Here is a 22,382-nt window from a genome sequence, read left to right as displayed (position 1 = left end):
CTACAAACCCTCGCGCTCCTCGGGCGGCAGATCGTCCATGCCTTCGATGGCCTCGATCATGTCATCGGGCAGCTCGGTCAGCCGGTCGAACGCCTCGGCCAGGTTGCGGCGCTTCTCGCGCAGTACGACTTCATCGCCGCGGCGGAAAATCTCCACTTCGCTGCTCTCGAAACGGAATTCCTTGGGCAGGCGCACGGCCTGGCTGTTGCCGGACTGGAATACCTTGGCGGTGCGGGTCACAATCCTAGTCTCCTAATGTATATACTTAAAAGGATATACATGGGGCAATGGTGACGCGATCTGTCCGTGCCCCGGCTGTGGTGCATGGCGCGGCCATCAGGTGCGGCGCCGGCGGCGGCTGATCGATTCGGGTTGCCAGTCGGCGAGCGTCCGGCCGGTCCAGCCGTGGCGGTTGAGCTGCTCGCCCAGCCAGCTCGTGAAGTAGTCGCCGGGGCGCACGTCCATGTCGGGGTCCACCTCGTTGTGCCACTGCCGCACCCAGGGCAGCTGCTCGTCGATGGCGGCCAGCAGCGGGATCAGCCGCGCCAGCTCCGCACCGCTGCCCTGCTCGGCGGCGATAAAGGCGCCGGCCAGGGCCTGCAGCCGTTGCGCGGGGTTCCAGCCGGCCCAGCCATACAGCCACTCGCCGGGCGCCTGCGGGTCGGGCACGCGGAAGAAGCGCTCTTTCGGCACATCCAGGCCGCCGCGCAGGCGCCATAACGTGCCGGCCAGGAAATCGCCGCGGGTGTATTTCGGCGGCGCCGGGATGGGTCCGATCTCCGCGGCCTTGCGCTCGTCCTGCTCGGGTTTGATGCGCGAGCGCCAGGCGGCTGCGGCTTCGCCGTCCCGGCGCGGATTGGCGCGGGCGATCTCGGCGTCGATGACGTCCTCGCGGCGTTGCAGTTCCCAGGTGCGCTCCCAGTCGGCGCGCTTGCGCAGGCCGGAGGGCTTGTAGCGCAGCACCTTCAGCGCCGGCATGGACTCATCGTGCACCAGTTCTCCGACCAGAGCCGCGATGTCGAAGCCGGGTTGACCGGTGTAGAGTGCGGCCACCTGCATCCAGGCGGCATCGCGCTCGGCTCTGGCGGCCAGGGTCTCGATGCTTCGAAGCGCGGGCTGCGGCCAGTAATCCGCGGTTTCCAGGCGATCGAGCAGCCAGCCTTGCAGCGCGGATTGCTCCAGCTCGGCCCAGTCCGGCTGGTTCCAGCGGCGCTTGTACTCGGGTCTTTCCAGCAGATCGATCCAGGCGTTGGATTCGATTAGATTGATGCGGCGCTCGACCAGCGCTCGATAATCGTCCGGCCAGTGCGCCGGCACCTCGGTGATCGGCGTCGAGCCGTGGCGCTCGAACCATTTGCTTTGCACCTCGCCCGCTTCGATGCGGCGGGCGAGAACGATCTCGAAGGCGCGCTCGCCGAGCTGGACCTCGGGCGGCGTGGCAGCGAAACACAGGTCCGTATCGAGCAGGCCGTAGGCGCGGTAGCACCACCAGTCCAGCTCTTCCTGGTGGGCAAGCATTTGCGCCAGCAGTGAGACGGCGGTGTCGCGGGCGTTGTCGAGCTCGGCACGGCCGAGCGGCAGGCGCGGTGCCAACGCGGCCGGAAGACTCGCGGCGCGTTGCTGGGCGAGTCGGTCGAGCTGGCGAGCGAACTGCAAGGGGCGTTTGTCTGGCAGGGGGAATGACTGCATCCCCGTCCCAGTGTGTTCGTAGAATTTCTCCCACTCTTCGGACGCCAAGCCGCCGCCGATTCCACCACCCTTGCTATGCAGTACCTGCTTCATCCAGAAGCACGCCGTCGAGCTGTTGAGCAGGCCGAGCAGACCGAGATGCTGGTCCTCGCCGGCCGCGGCCGGCAGCTTGATCACCGGCGCCGATTGTTTGAATACCTTGCCGCCGCGGTCGAGCACGAAATGGTTGTGCGTGGCGACGAAGGCGAAGGTGATGGAGAGTGGGGTTTTGAGTTTGCTCGGTGGAATCTGGCCGTATTCGTACCAAGGCTTGCCGGCATCCCTATAGCTTTGCCCGCCAAAGACCTTGCGCTCGAATAGCGTGCTGCGAAAAGGCCACATGAAGCGAATCGCGTACGGCAGCTTAGAGGGCTCAACCGTTTCAACAGCCGTGTTGTACGGGTAGATCACAAAACCATCGTCATCGACCATCCAATCGCGGACCTGCTCTCCAATACCGAAGCCGCGGATCGCTTCATGCTCGACATTTGCCTTTGCCAACACATGCTCGGGCTGGCTGAAAACATCGTCCTGCTTGGTGATGCAGTGGAAGCCAATTGAGGCTGAAGCTTCGGCGAGCTTTGTGGGCGCTGAATCGATCGCTTCCAAAACGGCGGGCGCACCGCCGCCTTGCAAACTCCACGGATGCTGCGCCAGTCGCTCGCGCGTCATATCCGACACGCTGACGTATTCGTTCTCCCCGCCCGGCCGATCGAGCAGCTCCACGATCGACGACCATACCAGCCCCTGCGCCGGGTTCGCGGGCGTGCTCGGTTCGCCACGAATGCCAAGCACGGCGCGCACGGTTTCCGCAACCGGCGCCCGATTGCGGCCGAACAGGATTACGGTCGGAGTACCGTGGCCGGGGATGTAGGCGCCGGAGGTGTCGATGACATGGGTCAGATCCTGGCGCGGCAGGTAATCCTCGATCAGCTTCTTACCGAACTCGCGCTTCATGAAGGAGTTGGTCGTGATCAGGCCGACGAAGCCGGCCGGCCCATTGGCATCTTCAACCGCCAACTGAAAGAATCGTTCGGTGAACGGCACGCCGAGCGAGAACTGCCGGTGGCAAGAGCCGTAACGCGCGCGATACAGAGTATTGAGCGCCTTGTCAGATGCCGTGATATAGGGCGGATTGCCGACCACGGCGTGGTATTGCTGGCCGAGGATGCGGTTGATTTCGTCGATGTCCTCGGCGGCGTAGGCATGGGCGTAGCGTTGATCCAGGCCCTTGCCCCCCACCAGGTCGAGCTGGCCGAAACGCCGGCCGTGCAGCAATGAGTCGCCGGCGGTGAGATTGAAACACCAGCCGGGCGCTTCCTTCAGCATCTTGATACCGGTAGCCTGCAGCGCGGCCACCAGCAGGCGGAAGCGGGCGATGGCGACGGCGAAGGGGTTCACATCCACGCCATGCACGCCGGCCAGCGCGTGGATGACGCGTTCGCGCGCGTCCAGCCCGGGCGCGGCTTTTTGCCAGTGCCCCAGCAGGCACTGGAACGCGCCGAGCAGGAAATGCCCCGAGCCGCAGGCGGGGTCGAGCAGGCGGATGTCCTCTAACCCAAAGGCGTCGATGGCCGGCTCCAGGGTGCGCTCGAGAATGAACGCCTCGACGAACTCGGGCGTCTGCAGCAGCGCATAACGCTTGCGCGCGGCCTCGGACAGGTCCTGGTAGAGATCGCCCAGAAAGCGCGTGTCGAGGCCGGGGTCGGTGAAATCGTGGCGCAGCGCACCGCTGTCGGGATCGACCTGCTGCCAGAAGTTCAGCAATCCCTGCGCGCCTTCGGGCGACAGCGGCAGGCCGAACAGCGGGTTGTGGGCGCGGTCGAACAGGCCGGCCACGGCCGGCAGCGCCGCCATCTGATCGAAGCCGTGGTGCAGGTAGTGGCGGTCGTGTTCGGTGGGATGGCGGCGGAAGTATTCGCGCGCGGCATCCCGGGCGCGGCGCAGGGCATCATTGGGGCCGGACAGCAGGGGAGCCGCAATCAGCCCGTTGTCCTCGGCAAAGCGCACGAAGACGCAGGCCAGCAGCCAGGCCACGGCGCCCTGGGTGATCTCATTGTCGGTCCACGTGCCGAAGGTGGCGGCGGTGCGGCCGGCCTCATGGGCGGCCCGGTAATCGGTTTGCAGGCGTGCCTTGAGTTCGGGTAGCTCCGCGACCTGCCGGCGCAGGTCGCCTTCGAGTTTGTCGCGTTGCGTCCGCAGAGCACTGAGCAGGGTTACGGGGTCGATCACGCGTGGTTCTTCTCTATCGGTGATGGTTTTGCGGCGCGGTGGCGGTTCTCCAGCCAGGGGCGCGGCAGGTGGGTCCAGTCGGCCGGGGTAATAACCGGCAGCGTGCGGCCGTCCAGCAGCGGCGCCTGGTGCGCATCGCCCGGCACCAGCAGCAGGCGCGCCGGCATGGGCGAGGTCAGTGCCGTGTCGCGCAGCGCCTGGATCAAGCCAATCTGGCCGTAGCGCACCAGCAAGCCCAGGTGCTGCACCAGCAGCGGGCGCGGGTGGTCCAACAACTGTTGCTTGACCTTGGGTATGGCGCGTTGCACCAGCGTGTTGAGGCGGCGCCAGTCAACCGATTCGCGCGCGGCGGCGTCGGCCTGCAGCACCACGCGCCAGTCGGCGCCGACCTGCCGCGCCTGGGTACGCAGGCTGTCGATCAGCAGGCGCTCCAGGCTGAGCCGGTCGAGGGCGAGCGTGCGCGCCAGCTCGTCGGCGGCCTGCCCGATGTGGCGCAGCGGACAGGTGACGATCAGCACGCGGCGCTCGGCCACCGCACGCTGGACGGTGTCCTCGAAGCGCTGCGCCTGCCGCGCCTGCGGGCTGTCGGAATCCGCCTGCTGGGCGGTGGTGCGGCGGCGCAGGGTGCTGGTGTGCCGGGTCAGGCCGCTGCCGTGCACCGGCATGGCGTAGCCGGCGGGTAGTTCATCGGTTGCTTCGTGCCATAACAGCGGGAACTCGATGCTCTGTAGCAAGTGATCGAGCTCCGGTCGCTGGGGCAGGGGTTCGGCCTTGCCGAAGCGGCTGCGGATGCGCTCGTGCAGCTGCGCCACGCTCAGGCGCGATGCGCCCAGCAGGCTGTTGGTACCCAGGCGCAGGGCGCGCTCGGCGGCCATGCCCTCGGGATAAAGTTCCAGACGGCCGGAGAGCGCAACAGCGGGGGCGGCGGCCACGGCAAGGCGCAGGCGGCGATCCGGCGACAGCGGTTGGTCTGCCGCGGGTGCGGCGAGCGCGGCCAGCGTTGCATGGATACGGCGTTCGGTGGGCAGTGGCTCTTCGTGCGCCAACCGATGCGCCTGGGCGGCCAGCGCCTTGACGTATTCGGCGCGTTCGCCGGTTGCGGCGGCGAAGGCCTGACCGAGTCTACTGGTCGCGATGATCAGCAGCGGTGCATGGCTGCGTGATAGCACGAAGCGCGCCGACTCGCGCTGGGCCTCGGCTTCCAGCAGGGCCTGGACCACCGCAGCGGTTTGGCGCAGACGTGGGTCACCGGTGGCGGTGGAGCCGTGCTTGCTGAGCAAATGCTTGGCCAGCTCCGGCACGGTGACGATACCTTCACGGCGCAGCAGGAACTCGGCCGCCTCGTCCCGCAGGGCGGTCATCCAGGCATTCCTGGACCACTTCTCGACCGCCTTGTCGATGGTGTCCTGCACCGCACCTCGGCTGGCGCCGCAGGCCTCGGCCACTTCGCGCAGGCTGGGCAGCTCGGCGGCCGGCGCGCCGCTGTCCCCGTTGTGCCCCAGCCAGGCGCCGACGATGTCGGCCTGGTGCTCGTCGAGCTTGATCGCTTCCAGGCTCTTTAGCAGGCGGTCGATGCTGTAGTGGTCCGGCGCGTCATCCATCGGCCCGGGGACCGGACTGCCGAGATGTCGGGCCAATTGCTCGCGCAGCTCGCGCAGGCGCCGGGTGAGCTGCTGGCCGATGCCGCGGTTGCGGTACATGCGCATGCCGGGCAGGTCGAGCAGCTCGCCCACCGTAGTGGCGCCGATGCGTTCGGCCGCGTTGAGCAACCGCGCGCTCAGGCCGAGCCGCGCCAGCTCGGTGGCATGGCCCAGCTCCTCGATGGCGGTCAAATCGATAGTGGTGCTGCCGTCGTCGGTGTCGTCGTGGGTGGTCCGGTCGATGTGCCGAAATACATTGCGCCACGCCAGGTACATCTCGTCGGCATTGTCGAAGCGTTTGCGGTAGTCGCGATGCAGAACCTTGCGGAAGAAGGCCGCGAGGGCATCGCGGATCGCCGGGTCGAGCGCTTCGACTTCGAGGCGGAGTTCGTGGTCGGTGCTGGCCGGATCTTGCCCGGCGCTGCCCCAGGTGGGCAGCGCGCCGGTGGCCAGCTCGTGCAAGGTTATGCCGGCGGCGAAGCGCTCGGCATGCAGATCCCAGCGCGGCGGCCGGCGCTGGCACAGAAACGGGTCGAGATAAGGTGGCGTGCCGGCGCGGATGTTGTCGAGCGGTGCGCGCGAGAGCGAAAAATCGAACAGCTTCAGAGTCAGCGCGCGCTTGCGGTTGGTGCCGATGCCGATGTTCTCGGGCTTGATGTCGCGGTGGTTGATGCCGCTGCGCTCCAGATACACCAGCGTGTTGAGGAGTTCCTCGCCGAAGCGCTCCAGCAGATCCAGCGACAGCACACCGTAGCGGCGCAAGCGCTGACCCAGGGTCTGTTCACCGGCCTGCTCCATGAAGATCGCGGTGCAACCGTCGATCTCCTCCAGGCCCAGGTATTTGACGATGTTGGGATGGCGCAGCTCGCGCAGGGCGTCGGCTTCGCTGCGCAGGCGCTCGTTGAGCGAGGGCTCTTTGGCCACCTTGAGCACGCCACGCTGGCCGTCATCGCGTTCCACCGCCAGCGCGTAACATGTGGAGCCGCTGCCCAGCCGGGTGAGGACCTTAAAACCACCGGTCAACCCACGGCTGAGCCAGTCGTCGGCGCTGGCATCGGCGGCTGGCACACCGGTTTCGGTATCGGGTGTAGTCAGCTCGTTCTCGACATCGTCGAGCAGCGTCAGAAACTCGCGGACGTCGGCGGGGCGACCCGCCGGGTCGGGATCGGTGGCGCACTGGATCAACATCTGCAGACTGTCCGGGGCGCCGTCGAGCACCTCGGAGATCAGCAGGCCCGGTCCGCTACGGCACTTGTCCAGCATGTACTCGGAATCGGTGGCCGGGTGCTGGCCGCTGAAGATGGCGTAGCTCAACGCGCCCAGCGAGAACATGTCGATGCTAGCCGCGTCGTAGCCGTGACCGCTGATGACCTCGGGCGGCGCGTACACGGTGGCCTGGGCGCTGCCGATGACCCCGCTGAGCTCGCCGATATGCACCGTCATGCGGGTAGCGGTCTGGGTTTGCCGATCGGAGGCACCGCTTTGCCAGTCGCGCAACCGCGGCGCTAGCTGGCCATCGGGGCGCGCAATCACTTCGACCGCCCACGGGCTGAGCGCGCGGTGGTAAACGCCGCGCTGATGCGCGTAGCCCAGCGCTTCGGCAATCTGACGCACCAGATCCAACCGCTGGCCCACATCGAGCGAAGTACTGGCGGCTTCCAGCAGGTGGTCCAGACGCTGTGCGTCGGGTTGATAATGGTAGATCAGCGCCGGACCGATATCGCTTTGCGTGAGCTGAATGGGTGCAAGGATGTGGTCGTGGCGCACCTCGCGCAGCAACTCGTACTCGCGTGCGGCGATGTCCTTGCGTTCGCGTTGGTCCGCAGCGGGTGCCTGTTTCGCGTACGGGAAGATGCGGACGCGTTTGCGATCGCTCTCGACCCGCGCATGGCGGGCTTCCCAGTCCTGATAGCGATCGTTTTCGTGGATCAGGCGGGTGAGCAGGTAGTCGCCGGCGTGCGCGGCGGCGCGGGTGCGCTTGCGCAAGCCGAGCTGCTCCATTGCACGACTCAATGCGCGCTCGACGGCGCGGCTTAACGGTGGGCGGCCTTCGGCCTCGGTGGCCCGGCCGCGAATCAAATCAGCAACACTGAACTGACCTTTGCGGTCGGCATCCGGACGCAAATAGACGTGCTGACCGGCGATCTCGTCCAGCGCCAGGCTGCACTCGGGTAAGGACAGGAACACCGCCGCCTGAACATAGCCCATCTTTAACGCTCTCTGCCTGATTTCGGGCTGATTTGGGCGTGTATGCGAAGAGAAGTTATTGATTCGTATAGTGGCGAGGGTGGCGCGCTGGATGTAGTGCCATAATATTTGTTGTTATCCCTTGTGCGGAGCGCCCGCCCACGCTAGCCTCGCGGGCATGTTCATCCGCCGCACCCAGACCCGCAGCACGGCCACCGGCGAGTCGTATGTCACGTATCGTCTGGTGCGCTCCGAGCGGCGCGCCGGTAAGGTCCGCCAGCGCACCCTGTTGAACCTGGGGCGGCACTTCCCAGTGGCGCAGGCACACTGGTCGGCGTTGTGTGCGCGCATCGAGCAACGGCTCAGCGGCCAGGCGGCGCTGTTCGACGAGGAGGGGAAGGGCCTCCCGCTCGCCGTCGAGCGCCAGGCCGAGCGTATTGCGGCGCGGCTGCTCGCCGAGCAGGGCGGTACGCCGGCACCGGCCGATGCTGGCGGTGTACCCGGCGGTGGGGGTGACGTGCAGTCGGTGGACGTGGACTCGCTCTCACTGGTGCGCCCGCGCTCGGTGGGCGTCGAGCAGCTCGCCCTGTGGGCGCTGCGCCAGGCGGGCTTGGAGGAGCAGCTCCAAGCGCTGGGGCTGACCGGCCCGCAACGTGCGGCGGCGCTGGGGCTGATCGTTGCCCGCATGGCCGCCCCGGGCTCGGAGCGGGCGACGTATCAGTGGCTCGCCCGGCGCAGCGGCCTCGGCGAGCTGCTGGAGGTGGACTTCGAGGCGATGAGCCCGATGCAGCTCTACCGTACCTCCGATATCCTGCTGCGCCACCGCGCGGCCCTCGAAGGGCATCTGTTCGCCCGGGTGAGCGATCTGTTCGCGCTCGCCCCGACAATCACGCTCTACGATCTGACCAACACTTACTTCGAGGGCGAGGCACCGGTCAATCCGGCCGCGCGCCACGGCCACTCCAAGGAGCGGCGCAGCGACTGCCCGCTGCTCACCCTGGCGCTGGTGCTCGATGCCTGCGGCTTTGTGCGCCGCTCGCGGGTCTTCGCTGGCAATGCGGCCGAGGCGCAGACCCTCCAGGGGATGCTCACCGGCCTCGCGGCGCCCGCCGGCGCGCTTGTGGTCATGGACCGCGGGGTGGCCACCGAGGCCAACCTCGCCTGGCTGGCCGAGCAGGGCTACCGCTATCTGGTGGTCAGCCGCGAGCGCCGCCGCGCGGTCGATTTTAAAGAGGCCATCACCCTCGACAACGCCGGCGGGCAGGCCGTGGAGCTACTCAAAGTGCCCTCGGCTGATGGCCAGGAGGTGCGCCTGTATTGTCGCTCCGAGGGCCGCGTGCGCAAGGAGCAAGCGATCGCCGGGCGCCTGATGGACCGCTTCGAGGCTGGGCTCGACAAGCTTGCGACCGGACTCAGCCGGCGGGGCACCACCAAGCGCATCGACAAGCTCTGGGAGCGCATCGGGCGGCTCAAGGAGAAAAGCCGCGGCCTCGGCCAGCACTACCACATTGAAGTGATCGCCGGTGACAGCGGCGAGCGCGCCCGTGCGATCCACTGGCAGCGCCTGCCCGTGAAAGGCTCTCTGGTCACCGAGCCGGGCGTCTATTGCCTGCGCAGCAACGAGACCGGCTGGGACGAGAAGACAATGTGGCGCACCTACATCATGCTCACCGACCTTGAGGCGGTCTTCCGAAGCCTGAAATCGGAGCTCGGCCTGCGCCCGATCTTCCATCACAAGGAAGAGCGCGCCGAGGGGCACCTGTTCATCACCGTGCTCGCCTATCAGTTCGTCCAGCTCATCCGCCACTGCCTCGCCGCCCACGGCATCTGCGAGCGTTGGAGCACGCTACGCGATACCCTCGCCGGCCAGTGCCGGGTCACCGCCACGTTCAACCGCGGCGATGGCCGCACCCTGCACGTGCGCAAGGCCACCCGCGCCGAGCCCGATCAGGCGCGAATCTATCAGGCCCTCGGGGCCGATCCCGCCCCGGGCGGCGTGCAGAAAACAATCGTGTGAGCCCGCTGATTTATAAAATGAACGTAATGTAGTGCCACTCGCCGCCGCGGCCGATCTTAACTCTCTGAGTATCGCGAAGTTATTTTTGGGGACGTTAAACTTGGGATAGGGCACCGCGGCTTTCTTGAAGGGGAGCTGGCGGGCGAGTAGCGACTTCAGCTTCTTGGCTTTACGGTTGGCCAGCAGCAGCGGGTTTTCCTCGTAACGCTGGCGGCCATCGGCCTGGGTGACCAGCCAGGTGTTCTGGTTGCCCGTAATCTGCCCGCGCCAGCTTTTGATCTCGATCAGATAGACGCGGTCGGTGGACACCACCAGCGCATCGACTTCGTTGATGCTGCCGTCCGCGGCGATAAACTCGAAGTTGGACCAGGCCCGAAACGGCGGCGTCTCGGGCAATTGCGCACGCAAGGTGTCCAGCGCCTCCTGCTCGTGCGGAAACGCAGACGGATGCACGGCATGCCAACGACCGGAATCCCCCACTCCGAACTCCCAGCAGATGGTGCGGTAACCAGCTTACCGAAACAAACCGACGAACTCGGCACCAGATAGTATGCAATCGACTTGGCCTGCGGCATTCTTTGGATTTCGCCGGCAGAATCGCCCATCAGCTCTGCTTGGACCTTAACGCAGTAAATCGTGGCCAGCGTGTGCCTCGTTGGCACTTTTCGAATCGCACGCCGGTACCCTTAAACCGCCCTGGTCCGCCACGATTCGGCGAAGCGTCTCGATCGGCGCTTTTATTTCAGTAGGGCCGCGCACCGCTAATCGGTAAAGCGCGCCGGAGAGCTCGATTCACGGTGGGCGGGATGGAGTGAATTGGGTACCGCGCGCACTGCACTGAAACAAGACCCGAGCGCAGCCTCGTTTGGCTGCGCTTGCTTAGCGTAGCGAAAACCGGACCGGAATAACCAACTCCAGGCGCGCCTGGCGCATATCCTGCGGCATCGCAGGCAGCGGATTCGCCCGCTCGATCATCGCTTTCACCGCCCGATCGAGGATGGCTGAGCCGGCACTTTGCCGGATACGGTAATTCAACACCTGCCCCTGGCGATTCATGACGAAGTAGAGCAGCGCCGTACCCTCGAGGCGACGCAGCTGGGCACGGTGTGGATAGCGCTTGTGCCGCTCCAACCAAGCCCGGATGAGTGCCGCATAATCGGCGACCGCGCCGGGTGATCCGCCGCCCGAGGTTGCATCGCTATGATCGGTTGCCTGCCCGGCCGTCTGTCCAGGGCTAGCCGTTGCGCCCTTGGCCGAAGGCGCCAACGCGGCCGTGCGCTCGTCAACCGAATTATGGGTCGAGGTGGGAGGTTTGAGTGGTGCAGGCGGCCGCGCCGATTCGGCGGCTTTTAACGGTTGCAGCTTGGGCTGCGGCGGCTCAGGAGGCTTCGGAGTGTGCTCCCGCGGTGTGCTTTCGCGCGGTGTCTGCTCCACCACGGGCTCGCTCTTGGCCGGCTTGACTGGAATCGGTGGCGGCGCTGGAACGTGCGGCTCATTGTCGACCACAGGCTCGGCCGGCTTTTGCTCTGCGACCGCGACCGTTTCTTCTGCTGGCGGCGGGGTTGGCTGCGCCGCCTCCGGCTTCGGCTCCGAAGCGATTGGCTCGGGCGGCGGCGTATCGGCGTTCACCTGAGTAGCTCCGCCGCCACCGGCCGGGCCTAATGAAATCTCGATGCCACCGAAGCCGGCGCTCTTGGCACTCGGCGGCGGCGTCTGCCACATGAGCCCGAGCAGCATACCGGCATGCACCGTCGCTGCAATTGCAAGCGCCACCAGCCAATGCCGACCCGAGAGTGTTGTCATCCGGCCGGCACCGTCAGCAACCGCAACTTTACTACGCCGGCCCGGCGCAGCCGCTCCATGAGGTCAACCACACGCCGCCCCTCCGCCTGACCGTCGGCCTTGACCCGAACCACAGTCGGCCCGCCGCTGCGAATGCGCTCGGCTACGGCTTTCTCGAGCGCCTCCGCACTCATCACCTCGCCATCCAAGGCAAGCCGCTTATCGGCGGCAATCAGCACGATCGCCTCCGATTCCTGAGCCGGGTGTTCATTGGCCGAGGCCGGTGGCTTGACTTTAAAAGGATCGGAGGCGGCGAGCCGCCCGGCCAACATGAAAAAGATCAACAGCAGAAAGACCACGTTGATCAGTGGCAAGATACGCTCTTCGTCGTTTTTGGGGCGGCTCGGCTGAAACTGCATAGCAAACCTCGCTCACTGCGGCGCACTACCGGCCAGCGATAGATCCTTTATCCCTGCGGCAGTAAGCCGATCGAACACGCTGATCGCCTCCTGGAGAACCACACCATCCGCCAACCGAACCAAAACACGTAAATCCGGTTGCCGTGCCAATCGCTCTTTGACCTGGCCGGCAAGAGCAGCGCGCGTAACGGGGGCCCCGGCAAGGCGCAGACCATCCTGGCGCACCTCGATCAACAGCGCTTGCCCGGTGGTGGAGCCGCTCCCGGCACGAACCGGGGTATTGAGCTCGATGGACCGCCAATTCGAAAATGAAGAAGCCAACATAAAGAAAACGAGGAGAATGAATACGACGTCGATGAGCGGTGTCAGACTGACCAGCGTCCGACGCGATCTGGGACTATTCGCCAGCGACACGGGCGCGGAAGCCGATGTCGTCGGCACGGAACCCAGCGTTTTCATACCGTTCATCGTCTCCCTCAGCACTCTCAGCACTCGGCGCAAGATCCTCGGCTGTCTGCAAAAGATCCAGTGTAAAGACCTGGGTAACCGTGCTCTGCATCTCGTGCGCCAAACGGTCGATTTTACGCTCCAGCCAATTGATCACCACGACCACCGGTATCGCAACGCCAAGACCGACGGCGGTGGTCAGCAGCGCTTCCCAAATGCCACCCGAGAGAATAGCCGGGTCAACTTGATTACCCGCTTGCTGGAGCTGCTGGAAAGCCGTGATCATACCCAATACCGTACCGAACAGGCCAAGCAGGGGCGCCAGCGAAGCAATGACCTCAAGCGGACGGAAATAAGAGCGCAGCGCCTCGAGTTGATCGGCCGCGACCCGGACGACCTCTTCACGCACCCGCGCTTCCGACAGCTCACTGCGGCGCCGCCCGCGAATCGCGAGCGCGAGAACCTGCGCCACCGGATTGCGTGACCGGCAAGCCAGGGCCACCGCTTCCTTGCCACGTCCACCGCGGTAGAGCCGGAGCATCTCACGGGCGGTGCGCCGGTCGCCAAGCTGCAGGCTGCGGAATTGCCACAACTTAAGGAATAGGATCGTGAGCGCAATAATGGACATGAAGCCTAGAATCACGACCACGGGGCCGCCGAGGTCGATTAGCTCGCGCACCCGCGCAAGCGTGCCGGCTAAGCTCGCGGAACCGATTTGACCCTCATCCAATACATTCATAAATGCAGACTCTACATGTTATTCCGAACAGGAGAATGCCTTTGAGCCAAGAGTAGCATCGGCTCAATTATGAACACGAATCATTTCTATCAGGGTGGCTTTTTAACATACCTCCTTGCAAAAACGCCAGAAAACCGCGGCCTTTTTCGATGCCAGGCGAGCCTGCCACGGTTCAAATCGCTGGAGCAGGCGCGCGTCTTTCCTCGCGGCTAGCCAGCCTAGGGGCACAGGGCTTATAGTTGTATGCTTGCTATTCAGCTCGGTCCGTTTAGCTGACGAGTTTGTTCGTGCCATGAATGATGATCAACTGCTTCGCTACAGTCGCCAAATTATGCTCCCTGGATTGGACATCGAAGGCCAGGAGAAGCTCCTTGACAGCCGGGTATTGATCGTTGGCCTAGGTGGGCTGGGCTCGCCGGCGGCCATGTATTTGGCCGGTGCCGGAGTCGGCACGCTCGTACTGGCGGATTTCGACCGCGTCGAGCTCTCCAATCTGCAGCGCCAGATCATCCACCGCAGTGCCGATATTGACCGCTTGAAGGTCGATTCAGCCGCCGCGGCCATTCAGGCACTCAATCCGGAAGTCCAAGTGGAGTCGATCACGAAAACACTCGACTCGGATAATTTACCCACGCTGGTCGAAACCGTTGACTTAGTCGTGGACGGCAGCGATAACTTCGCCACCCGCTATGCGGTGAACGCCGCCTGCGTGGCCGCCCGGCGCCCACTGGTCTCCGGCTCAGTGATCCGCATGGAAGGGCAGGTCGCGGTGTTCCGCGCCGACCGCCCTGGCGAACCCTGCTATCACTGCGTCTATCCCGAGGCCGGCGAAGCCGGCGAGACCTGCAGCGAAACCGGAGTCATGGCCCCGTTGCCGGGGGTTATCGGCAGCATTCAGGCGGTAGAAGCCATAAAGAGCTTGGTGGGACTTGGGCAGCCGCTCGATTCTCGGTTGCTGATCGTCGAGGCCATGACTATGCAATTCCGCATCCTGCGGCTGCGCTCGGATCCGAAGTGCCCGGTCTGTAGCGCCGGCGGGAGCGTTGCGCCAGGAACGCCCAACACTGCGACAACAGCTGGCCTCATTCCATAATCTTTCAGCCGCCGAGCTTTTCTTGCAGCAATTCGTTGACCAGCTGCGGGTTAGCTTGACCCTTTGTCGCTTTCATCACCTGACCGACAAAAAACCCCAGCAGCTTCTCCTTGCCGGCGCGGTATTGCTGCGTCTGGTTCGGATTGGCGGCGATGACTTCCTCAATAATAGCCTCGAGAGCGGAACGATCGGTGAGCTGTTTCAGCCCGCGCCGCTCGATCACGGCATCGGCCCCGCCTTCGCCGTTCCACATGGCCTCGAAGACCTCCTTAGCGATTTTGCCCGATAAAGTATTGTCCTTTATGCGCTGAAGCAAAACACCGAGCATCTCGGAACTAACCGGCGTCTCGGTAATATCCAACCCCGCCTTGTTCAAGGCTCCGGCCAATTCCCCCATGACCCAATTGCCGGCCAACTTGGCGTCGGCGCACTGCGCCGCCACCGCCTCGAAGTAATCGGCCAGAGCGCGGCTTGCGGTCAACACCGTGCTGTCGTAGGCATCCAGCCCATAGTCCCGCATGAAGCGTTCGCGCTTGGCATCGGGAAGCTCCGGCAGCGTCTTGCGAACTTCCTCGATCAGTGCGGGCTCGATCTCCAGCGGCAACAAATCCGGATCTGGGAAGTAGCGATAGTCATTCGCCTCCTCTTTGGTCCGCATGGGACGGGTCTCGTTGCGGCTGGTGTCGAATAGCCGAGTCTCCTGCACTACCTTGCCACCGTCCTCCAATAGCTCGATTTGGCGCTGGATTTCGTAATTAATGGCGCGCTCGACGAAGCGGAAGGAATTGACGTTCTTCACCTCGGTCCGAGTTCCAAGGCGCTGCTCACCCAGCGGACGCACCGAAATATTGGCGTCACAGCGGAAGGAGCCCTCCTGCATGTTGCCGTCACTGATTTCCAAATAGCGCACCAGGCTATGCAGCTTTTTCATATAGGCCACGGCCTCTTTCGCGGAGCGCATATCCGGTGCCGAAACCACCTCGATCAGCGGCGTTCCCGCACGGTTCAAATCGATTGCGGTAACCTGCTCGAAGCCCTCATGCAGAGACTTGCCGGCGTCCTCTTCCAGGTGCGCCCGGATGATTCCGATGCGCTTGCTCACATCAGCGTCGAGCTCGATAGTGAGTTCGCCGTCGGCCACGACCGGCAGCTCGTATTGCGAGATCTGGTAGCCCTTGGGCAGGTCCGGATAGAAGTAATTTTTGCGGGCGAACACCGAACGTGGCGCAATAGTCGCCCCCAACGCGAGACCCAGTTTCACGGCCATACGCACAGCCTGCTCATTGAGCACCGGCAATACACCGGGCATGCCGAGATCGATGGCACAGGCCTGGGTATTCGGCGCCGCCCCGTAAGCTGTCGCCGCCCCGGAGAAAATCTTGGTCTTGGTCGCCAGCTGAATATGGACTTCGAGCCCGATGACCGCTTCCCAGTTCATGCCCGCCTCTTCTTTAGTCCCAAAAATCCGTGCGCCGCCCGCTTATCGGCAGCCACCCGGCTCACTCATAGCCGGGTGGTATGCGCGCATGCCAATCCGTTTCCTGCTGATACCGATGCCCCACGTTGAGCAATCGTTCCTCGGCGAAGAAGTTGCCTATGAGCTGGAGCCCCACCGGCCGCCCCGCGGCGAAACCCGTCGGAATCGACAACGCGGGCAAACCCGCCAGGTTGACCGCGATCGTATAGATATCCGATAAGTACATTTGCACCGGGTCCGAGGTTTTCTCGCCCAGATCGAAGGCCGCCGTCGGCGCGGTCGGCCCCATGATGACATCCACTTCCTCGAAAGCGCGGATAAAATCATCCCGAATCATGCGGCGCACTTGTTGCGCCTTTAGGTAGTAGGCATCGTAGTAACCCGCCGAGAGTACGTAAGTGCCCACCATGATGCGGCGCTTGACCTCGGCGCCAAAACCCTCGCTACGGGTGCGCTCATACATGTCCTCCAGATCCCGGGGTTGGCTACAGCGATAGCCGTATCGCGCCCCGTCGTAGCGGGAGAGATTGGAGGAGGCCTCGGCCGGGGCGATCACATAGTAGACCGGCACCGCCAGGCGCGAATTGGGCAACGAAATCTCCTTGATTTGCGCGCCTAACCGGTGCAACACATCGATGGCTGCCTGAATGAGGTCGCCGACCGCCGGACTCAGCCCCTCGCCGAAGTATTCTTTGGGCAGACCGATCGTCAAGCCCGTCAGCGGCGCATCGATACCGGCCGCATAGCGCGGCACCGGGCGCTCGACGCAGGTGGAATCGCGCGGATCGAAACCTGCCATCGCCTCGATCAGCCAGGCCAGATCTTCCACGGTACGCGCCATCGGTCCGCCCTGGTCCAAGCTCGAGGCAAAGGCGATCATGCCGTAGCGCGACACCCGCCCATAGGTTGGCTTGAGGCCGCTGATGCCGCACAGAGCCGCCGGTTGACGGATGGAACCGCCGGTGTCCGTACCCGTCGCTGCCGGCACCAGCCGCGCTGCCACGGCCGCGGCTGAACCACCGGAGGACCCGCCCGGCACGGCCGTATCGACCCAAGGGTTGCGCACCGGGCCGAAGAAACTGGTCTCGTTGGACGAGCCCATAGCGAACTCGTCCATATTGGTCTTGCCCACCATGACCGCGCCCGCGGCCTTCAAACGCTCGACTACATGCGCATCGTAGGGGGCAATGAAATTATCCAACATGCGGCTGCCGCAAGTGGTCTTCACCCCCCGGGTGCAAAAGATGTCCTTATGAGCGATAGGAATACCCGTAAGCGCTCCGCCCTGGCCAACGGCCCGAGCGCTATCGGCCGCCTGCGCGGCGGCCAAAGCCTGCTCCTCGGAGACGGTGATGAACGCGTTGAGTTTCGAGTCGAGCCGCCGGATGCGCTCCAAACACGCCCGCGTGAGCTCAATACTGGTAAATTCACCGCTGCGCAAACCCGCCACCAGCTGCGCAATGGTTTTTTTGTGCATAGCTCTTGGATCCTACTCAAACGGGGTCGGGGCCCTAGATTTGCAAAACAATCACACGTGCCGGCGCCGCTCACGCCCGAGTCATTCGATCACCTTTGGCACCAAATACAGCCCATCTTGCGTCGCCGGTGCGATGGACTGGAACAGCTCACGCTGATCCTCCTCATCGACCGCATCCGCGCGCAGCCGTTGCGGCATCTCGAGCGGGTGGGCCAACGGCGCGGTGCCCTCGGTTGCAGCCGAACCCAACTGATCCACGAAATCAAGAATTCTCGATAGATTTTCCGCGTAGGCCGGTATATCGTTGCCGTCTATCGTAAGACGTGCAAGATGTGCAATTTCTCGAACTTGCGAGGGTCCAAGGGACATAATCAAGACTCCATTCAATCAAGCGAGAAAACGAAAAAGTTTAACATACTTGCAAGCTTGCCCAAGCCCCACCTTTCGGTTGGGTTATCAGAGTCTTCCGAATAGGCGTTACGTCGAGCATGTTCAAGGGAATTCGTGGGCTCTTCTCTAACGACCTCTCCATCGATCTAGGTACTGCCAATACACTGATCTACTCTCGTGGCCAAGGGATTGTGCTGAACGAACCCTCGGTAGTGGCCATCCGGCAGAATCGAGACGGCGGCCCCAAATCCATTGCCGCAGTGGGCGTCGAGGCCAAGTTGATGTTGGGCCGAACTCCCAACACGATCCGCGCCATCCGCCCCCTTATGGACGGGGTAATCGCGGATTTCACGATCACCGAAAAGATGCTCCAGCACTTCATTCGCAAAGTGCACGAAGCACGCTTTTTCAAACCAAGCCCTCGAGTGCTGGTATGCGTACCCTGCGGCTCTACTCAGGTCGAGCGCCGGGCGATTAAAGAATCCGCCATCGGCGCCGGCGCACGCGAGGTCTTTCTGATCGAAGAACCCATAGCGGCTGCCATCGGCGCCAAACTGCCCGTGGACGAAGCCCATGGCTCGATGATTCTGGATATCGGCGGCGGCACCTCGGAAGTAGCCGTGATCTCACTCAACGGCATCGCCTACTCGGCTTCGGTGCGCATTGGCGGTGACCGCTTTGACGAGGCCATCATTCACTATGTGCGACGTAATTACGGCATCTTGATCGGCGAGGCCACCGGCGAGCGCATCAAACACGAGATCGGTACCGCTTTCCCCGGCACCAAGGTCCGCGAGATCGAGATCCGGGGACGCAACTTAGCTCAAGGTGTTCCGCGCAGCTTTACCCTTAACAGCAACGAGGTATTGGAGGCTTTACAGGAGCCACTGTCCGGCATTGTCAGCGCGGTAAAAACCGCCTTGGAGCAGACTCCGCCCGAGCTCGGCGCCGACGTAGCCGAGCGCGGCATCGTACTGACGGGCGGCGGCGTGCTGCTTCGCAACATCGACCGCCTAATCATGGAGGAAACGGGTTTGCCGGTAGTGATCGCGGAGGGCTCGATGACCTGTGTGGCCCGCGGAGGCGGCAAAGCGCTCGAACTGATGGACGAGCGCGGTGCTGATCTGTTCGTTGCCGAGTAACCGAACCACTCCTTCAGCAAGACGCTTACTCCGCTCATGCTTCTCGGCCATTCGTCAAGCTCATGACTCAGCATGAGCGGACACAAGGGAATAGGCATCAATACGTTAGCTGCTCGCCCTGAACCCTTCGACTGCGCTCAGTAGATCTCTCTCGAAGGAGGCTTATCGAATAAATCAGCGTCTCTTTAGCGCAGCTGCGATGCTGTTCATGGACTCAAGCAACGCTAAAGCCCAAAATGTCACCCTTTACCACAGCGATCGGCCAGAAGCGGGCTGGCCGACACCGCTCGATAGACGCGACCGCCAGGTGTTATTCGTAATATCGACGTAATACCGAGTCTTGGGGGCACACCATCAAACCGCTGTTCAGACAAGGCCCATCGATCACGGTACGCGTCATCGTGCTGGCCCTGCTCTCGATATTGCTAATGGCGCTGGACCAGCGGCAAGGCGTGCCCGAACCCATCCGCTATACGCTCGCCGCAATGGTGTATCCCATTCGGGTGGTGGTGGATTTTCCCTTCGAGATGGGCAACGTGATCTCGCGGGAGCTCTCCGGGCGGCGCCGATTGATGGCAGAAAACGAGCGTCTGCAGGCCCAACGACTCCTCAATGAAGCACGACTACAAAAGCTCGACGCACTCGAAGAAGAGAATATTCGCTTGCGTCAACTGCTCGACTCATCCTATGACGTTGGGAAGCCGGTGTTGATCGCACCGTTGATGCGCGTCAGCCTAGACCCGTACAGCCACTTAATACAGATCGGCAAAGGCGCTCGCGACAGTATCTTCCACGGCCAGCCGGTACTCGATGCCGATGGGATCGTCGGCCAGGTGGATAAAGTGGGGCCGCTCAGCGCCATGGTGCGGCTGATCACCGATCCCAGCCACGCCATTCCTGTGCGAGTCAACCGCAACGGCATCCGCAGCATCGCCGTGGGCACCGGCAATCTCCACGAACTGAAGCTGACCAATCTCCCCAATAATACGGACATTCGGGCTGGCGATTTACTGATCACCTCGGGTTTGGGCGGGCGCTTTCCACGCGGCTACCCGGTGGCACGCGTGAAATCCGTTACCACGGATCCAGGGCCGCCATTCGCGCGGGTGCTGGCCAGCCCTACAGCGGCGCTGGATCGGCTGCAGGAGGTGCTAGTGGTCAAACGCGATCAAAAAGCCGTGCGGCTGACAAGCACCGGCGACAAGGTTGAGCCGCCGCCGGGGAAGCAGCCCGGTCCGTGAGCGTGTGCGCGCCCTCCGCTGCTCGGATTATTCTGTTGAGCCTGCTGGCAGGCCTGGTTTTGACTGTCCTACCGTTGCCGATGTGGGCAAAACCACTGCGCCCCGAATGGACCGCCCTGATTCTCATCTATTGGTGTATGGCACTTCCCCAACGGGTCGGGGTCACCGTAGCGTGGACAGTCGGGCTGCTGCAGGATGTGCTGCAGGGATTCCTGCTCGGTGCACATGCGCTCGCCTTCAGTGTTGCCGCTTTCCTCACACTCAAACTGCATCGGCAGATTCGCGTCTTTCCACTGTGGCAACAGGCTCTAAGTACGCTGCTGTTGCTGCTGGTCATACGGTTGATTTTGCTGTGGACTCGGGGACTGATCGGCCACCCGGGCGTCGATTGGCAATACTGGCTGCCGGCGCTGACGGGCGCCGCGCTCTGGCCGCCTCTATTCCTAGGTCTGCGCGCGGTTCGCCGCCGCTTCCAGGTGCGGTAGAGCCATCATGTTTTTGCCACACCTTAGCGATCATGCCCACGATATCCGCATCATACGCCGCCGCCTGGCCGTTGCATTGCTCGGCATGCTGGTGCTCGCCAGCGGCCTTATCAGCCGGCTTGGCTACCTCCAGATACTCAACCACCAACGCTACACTACCCTCTCGCAGGATAATCGGCTGCGTCTGCGAGCCATACCGCCGCCCCGGGGGTTGATTTATGACCGCAACGGCATCCTGCTTGCCGAGAATCGGCCATCTTTCCGCTTAGTGCTCGTCCCCGAGCAGGTGAAGGATCTGCGAGCTACCCTGCGCGGCCTTGCCGGGTTGGTGAAATTGCGCCCGACCGATCTGGAACGCTTCCACGTCCTGCTCGAGCAATCACCGCCGTTTCAGGAAATTCCGCTCAAGTTCGAGCTTACCGAAGTCGAAGTGGCGCGCTTCGCGGTGAACCGCCAACGCTTCCCTGGTGTGGAGGTCAAGGCGCATCTGACCCGCCACTATCCACACAGGGAAATCGCTGTACACGCCCTCGGCTACGTCGGACGAATCAACGAGCACGAACTCAGCCAAGCCGATCCTACCCAGTACCAGCCCAGCAGCCACATCGGCAAGATCGGAATCGAGCGCTACTACGAGACTTTGTTGCATGGTGCGGCCGGGCTGGAACACCAGGAGACGAACGCGCTGGGCCGGATCATTCGAACGCTCTCACACAGCGCCCCGACCCCAGGGCAGGATCTCTATCTTACGTTGGATCTACGTCTACAGAGGATCGCAGAGAACGCGCTGGGTAACCGCAGCGGCGCCGTGGTTGCACTGGATCCCCGCAACGGCGAGATTCTCGCCTTAGTCAGCAAACCGGCCTATGACCCGAATCTGTTCGTCAACGGGATTGCCCTGAAGGACTACAAGCGCCTACAAACCAACCGGGATGAACCGCTGTTCAATCGCAGCCTGCGCGGCCAATACCCTCCTGGATCGACGATCAAACCGTTCGTCGGTCTAGCCGGCCTCGAAACGGGGGTACGCCAGGCCAACGACACGATTTATTGTCCCGGCCACTTCAGCCTCTCGGGCAGCAGTTATCGTTGGTATGATTGGAAGCGTTGGGGGCATGGCTGGATGAACTTCGAGCAGGCAATCGCCCAGTCCTGCGACGTTTACTTCTATAAACTTGCCTACGATCTTGGCATCGATGCCATTTATGATGCGCTGGCGCGATTTGGCTTCGGACAACCGACCGGGATCGACCTAAAAGGTGAGCTCCGCGGGCTCATCCCCTCGAGGCGCTGGAAACGTCAGACCAAAGGTGAGCCCTGGTACCCTGGCGAAACGGTCATCACCGGCATCGGGCAGGGGTTTTTACTGGTGACGCCGCTACAGCTCGCCTACGCGACCGCGCTGCTCGCCAACCACAGCCGACCCATCGTTCCGCACCTCGGGCGCGCCTCTCGTGCGCCAGGTAAGAGCACGCTCAGGCCCTTACCTTTACCGCACCACCCTGGAGCGGCCCTTGCGTTAAAAGCGCCCGAGCATTGGGAGCGGGTCAAGGAGGCCATGGTGGCGGTAGTCAACGCCCACCATGGCACCGCTCGCCGCGTGGGCGAAGGGGCGAGCTATGTCATCGCCGGGAAAACCGGCACCGCGCAGGTCTTCGGCCTGGACCACGCCGCCGAGGAACGCGCTGGGGACAACGCCTTAGCCGAGCATTTACACGACCATGCGCTGTTTATCGCATTCGCCCCGGTTAACAATCCACGCATCGCGCTGGCCGTGGTAGTAGAAAACGGTGGCAGCGGGGGCGCCGTGGCGGGCCCGATCGCCCGACAAGTAATGGATGCCTGGCTTACCGGCTGACTGAAGGATGCCCTAAGCGTGCGCTTCA

16 protein-coding genes and 1 pseudogene are annotated in these 22,382 nt (G+C 63.4%); 6 read left to right on the top strand and 11 right to left on the bottom strand.

All coding sequences use genetic code 11. The features are described 5' to 3' along the window. The 3 genes from NB231_RS14960 to pglW all read right to left on the bottom strand — a co-directional run bounded on the left by NB231_RS14960 (nucleotide 1) and on the right by pglW (nucleotide 7,829). Entirely contained in the window at nucleotides 1-240 is a 240-nt protein-coding gene (locus NB231_RS14960) for an antitoxin (protein ID WP_005004476.1), read from the bottom strand. Nucleotides 241-336: 96 nt separating this feature from the next. Next, nucleotides 337-3,960, bottom strand: coding sequence for a BREX-2 system adenine-specific DNA-methyltransferase PglX (gene pglX, locus NB231_RS14955; protein WP_005004474.1), 3,624 nt, complete (start codon nucleotides 3,958-3,960; stop codon nucleotides 337-339). Next, a complete protein-coding gene (gene pglW / locus NB231_RS14950; RefSeq protein ID WP_269593440.1) occupies nucleotides 3,957-7,829 on the bottom strand; it encodes a BREX system serine/threonine kinase PglW in 3,873 nt (1,290 codons plus the stop codon). Before pglW ends, pglX begins: the two co-directional genes overlap by 4 nt. A gap of 136 nt (nucleotides 7,830-7,965) precedes the next feature. Between pglW and NB231_RS14945 the strand changes: the two genes are divergently transcribed. Next, on the top strand, nucleotides 7,966-9,804 hold the full coding sequence (locus NB231_RS14945) for an IS1634 family transposase (protein WP_004998877.1): 1,839 nt from the start codon (nucleotides 7,966-7,968) through the stop codon (nucleotides 9,802-9,804). Between the two features lie 144 nt (nucleotides 9,805-9,948). Here the strand turns inward: NB231_RS14945 and NB231_RS19915 are convergent. The 5 genes and pseudogenes from NB231_RS19915 to NB231_RS14925 form a co-directional block, all read right to left on the bottom strand. Then, a pseudogene (locus NB231_RS19915) lies at nucleotides 9,949-10,257 on the bottom strand (NERD domain-containing protein); the annotation flags it as partial. 426 nt (nucleotides 10,258-10,683) lie between these two features. After that, nucleotides 10,684-11,607 carry an energy transducer TonB gene (locus NB231_RS14940; protein ID WP_005004468.1) on the bottom strand — a complete coding sequence of 308 codons (924 nt, stop codon included), beginning with the start codon at nucleotides 11,605-11,607 and terminating at the stop codon, nucleotides 10,684-10,686. After that, entirely contained in the window at nucleotides 11,604-12,005 is a 402-nt protein-coding gene (locus tag NB231_RS14935) for an ExbD/TolR family protein (RefSeq protein WP_005004466.1), read from the bottom strand. Before NB231_RS14935 ends, NB231_RS14940 begins: the two co-directional genes overlap by 4 nt. A 12-nt stretch (nucleotides 12,006-12,017) precedes the next feature. Then, complete coding sequence (locus NB231_RS14930) at nucleotides 12,018-12,419, bottom strand: ExbD/TolR family protein (RefSeq protein WP_232210494.1); 402 nt, start codon at nucleotides 12,417-12,419, stop codon at nucleotides 12,018-12,020. After that, entirely contained in the window at nucleotides 12,403-13,191 is a 789-nt protein-coding gene (locus NB231_RS14925) for a MotA/TolQ/ExbB proton channel family protein (protein WP_005004464.1), read from the bottom strand. Before NB231_RS14925 ends, NB231_RS14930 begins: the two co-directional genes overlap by 17 nt. Before the next feature lie 292 nt (nucleotides 13,192-13,483). Here NB231_RS14925 and NB231_RS14920 point away from each other — a divergent pair, with 292 nt between their 5' ends. Further along, nucleotides 13,484-14,284 (top strand): HesA/MoeB/ThiF family protein, encoded by an 801-nt coding sequence (locus tag NB231_RS14920; RefSeq protein WP_005004463.1) that lies wholly within the window; start codon nucleotides 13,484-13,486, stop codon nucleotides 14,282-14,284. A gap of 4 nt (nucleotides 14,285-14,288) precedes the next feature. Here the strand turns inward: NB231_RS14920 and gatB are convergent, their stop codons facing one another. The 3 genes from gatB to gatC form a co-directional block, all read right to left on the bottom strand. Next, on the bottom strand, nucleotides 14,289-15,722 hold the full coding sequence (gatB, locus tag NB231_RS14915) for an Asp-tRNA(Asn)/Glu-tRNA(Gln) amidotransferase subunit GatB (protein WP_005004461.1): 1,434 nt from the start codon (nucleotides 15,720-15,722) through the stop codon (nucleotides 14,289-14,291). A gap of 61 nt (nucleotides 15,723-15,783) precedes the next feature. Further along, nucleotides 15,784-17,238, bottom strand: a complete 1,455-nt coding sequence (gene gatA / locus NB231_RS14910; RefSeq protein WP_005004460.1) for an Asp-tRNA(Asn)/Glu-tRNA(Gln) amidotransferase subunit GatA — start codon at nucleotides 17,236-17,238, stop codon at nucleotides 15,784-15,786. An 81-nt stretch (nucleotides 17,239-17,319) separates the two neighbouring features. Continuing rightward, the gene (gene gatC, locus NB231_RS14905) at nucleotides 17,320-17,607 is read right to left on the bottom strand and encodes an Asp-tRNA(Asn)/Glu-tRNA(Gln) amidotransferase subunit GatC (RefSeq protein WP_005004459.1); all 288 of its coding nucleotides are present in this window, start codon (nucleotides 17,605-17,607) and stop codon (nucleotides 17,320-17,322) included. Between the two features lie 119 nt (nucleotides 17,608-17,726). On the opposite strand from gatC, the gene NB231_RS14900 reads away from it, so the two are divergent. From NB231_RS14900 to mrdA, 4 genes are all read left to right on the top strand, one after another. Next, nucleotides 17,727-18,770, top strand: a complete 1,044-nt coding sequence (locus NB231_RS14900) for a rod shape-determining protein (RefSeq protein WP_005004458.1) — start codon at nucleotides 17,727-17,729, stop codon at nucleotides 18,768-18,770. Nucleotides 18,771-19,123: 353 nt separating this feature from the next. Beyond that, entirely contained in the window at nucleotides 19,124-20,011 is an 888-nt protein-coding gene (mreC, locus tag NB231_RS14895; RefSeq protein ID WP_332247724.1) for a rod shape-determining protein MreC, read from the top strand. A gap of 35 nt (nucleotides 20,012-20,046) precedes the next feature. Further along, on the top strand, nucleotides 20,047-20,496 hold the full coding sequence (gene mreD / locus NB231_RS14890; RefSeq protein ID WP_232210492.1) for a rod shape-determining protein MreD: 450 nt from the start codon (nucleotides 20,047-20,049) through the stop codon (nucleotides 20,494-20,496). A gap of 7 nt (nucleotides 20,497-20,503) precedes the next feature. Beyond that, nucleotides 20,504-22,354 carry a penicillin-binding protein 2 gene (gene mrdA / locus NB231_RS14885; protein ID WP_005004442.1) on the top strand — a complete coding sequence of 617 codons (1,851 nt, stop codon included), beginning with the start codon at nucleotides 20,504-20,506 and terminating at the stop codon, nucleotides 22,352-22,354. Nucleotides 22,355-22,382: the final 28 nt, after the last annotated feature.

It is taken from the genome of Nitrococcus mobilis Nb-231 (assembly GCF_000153205.1).
GTDB classification, from domain to species: domain Bacteria; phylum Pseudomonadota; class Gammaproteobacteria; order Nitrococcales; family Nitrococcaceae; genus Nitrococcus; species Nitrococcus mobilis.
This window is presented reverse-complemented; position numbering and strand designations above follow the sequence as displayed.

Coding starts and splice junctions, on each gene's coding strand:
- NB231_RS14945 (WP_004998877.1), top strand. CDS start 7,966: ATGTTCATCCGCCGCACCCAGACCCGCAGCACGGCCACCGGCGAGTCG.
- NB231_RS14940 (WP_005004468.1), bottom strand. CDS start 11,607: ATGACAACACTCTCGGGTCGGCATTGGCTGGTGGCGCTTGCAATTGCA.
- NB231_RS14935 (WP_005004466.1), bottom strand. CDS start 12,005: ATGCAGTTTCAGCCGAGCCGCCCCAAAAACGACGAAGAGCGTATCTTG.
- NB231_RS14925 (WP_005004464.1), bottom strand. CDS start 13,191: ATGAATGTATTGGATGAGGGTCAAATCGGTTCCGCGAGCTTAGCCGGC.
- NB231_RS14920 (WP_005004463.1), top strand. CDS start 13,484: ATGAATGATGATCAACTGCTTCGCTACAGTCGCCAAATTATGCTCCCT.
- gatB (WP_005004461.1), bottom strand. CDS start 15,722: ATGAACTGGGAAGCGGTCATCGGGCTCGAAGTCCATATTCAGCTGGCG.
- gatA (WP_005004460.1), bottom strand. CDS start 17,238: ATGCACAAAAAAACCATTGCGCAGCTGGTGGCGGGTTTGCGCAGCGGT.
- gatC (WP_005004459.1), bottom strand. CDS start 17,607: ATGTCCCTTGGACCCTCGCAAGTTCGAGAAATTGCACATCTTGCACGT.
- NB231_RS14900 (WP_005004458.1), top strand. CDS start 17,727: ATGTTCAAGGGAATTCGTGGGCTCTTCTCTAACGACCTCTCCATCGAT.
- mrdA (WP_005004442.1), top strand. CDS start 20,504: ATGTTTTTGCCACACCTTAGCGATCATGCCCACGATATCCGCATCATA.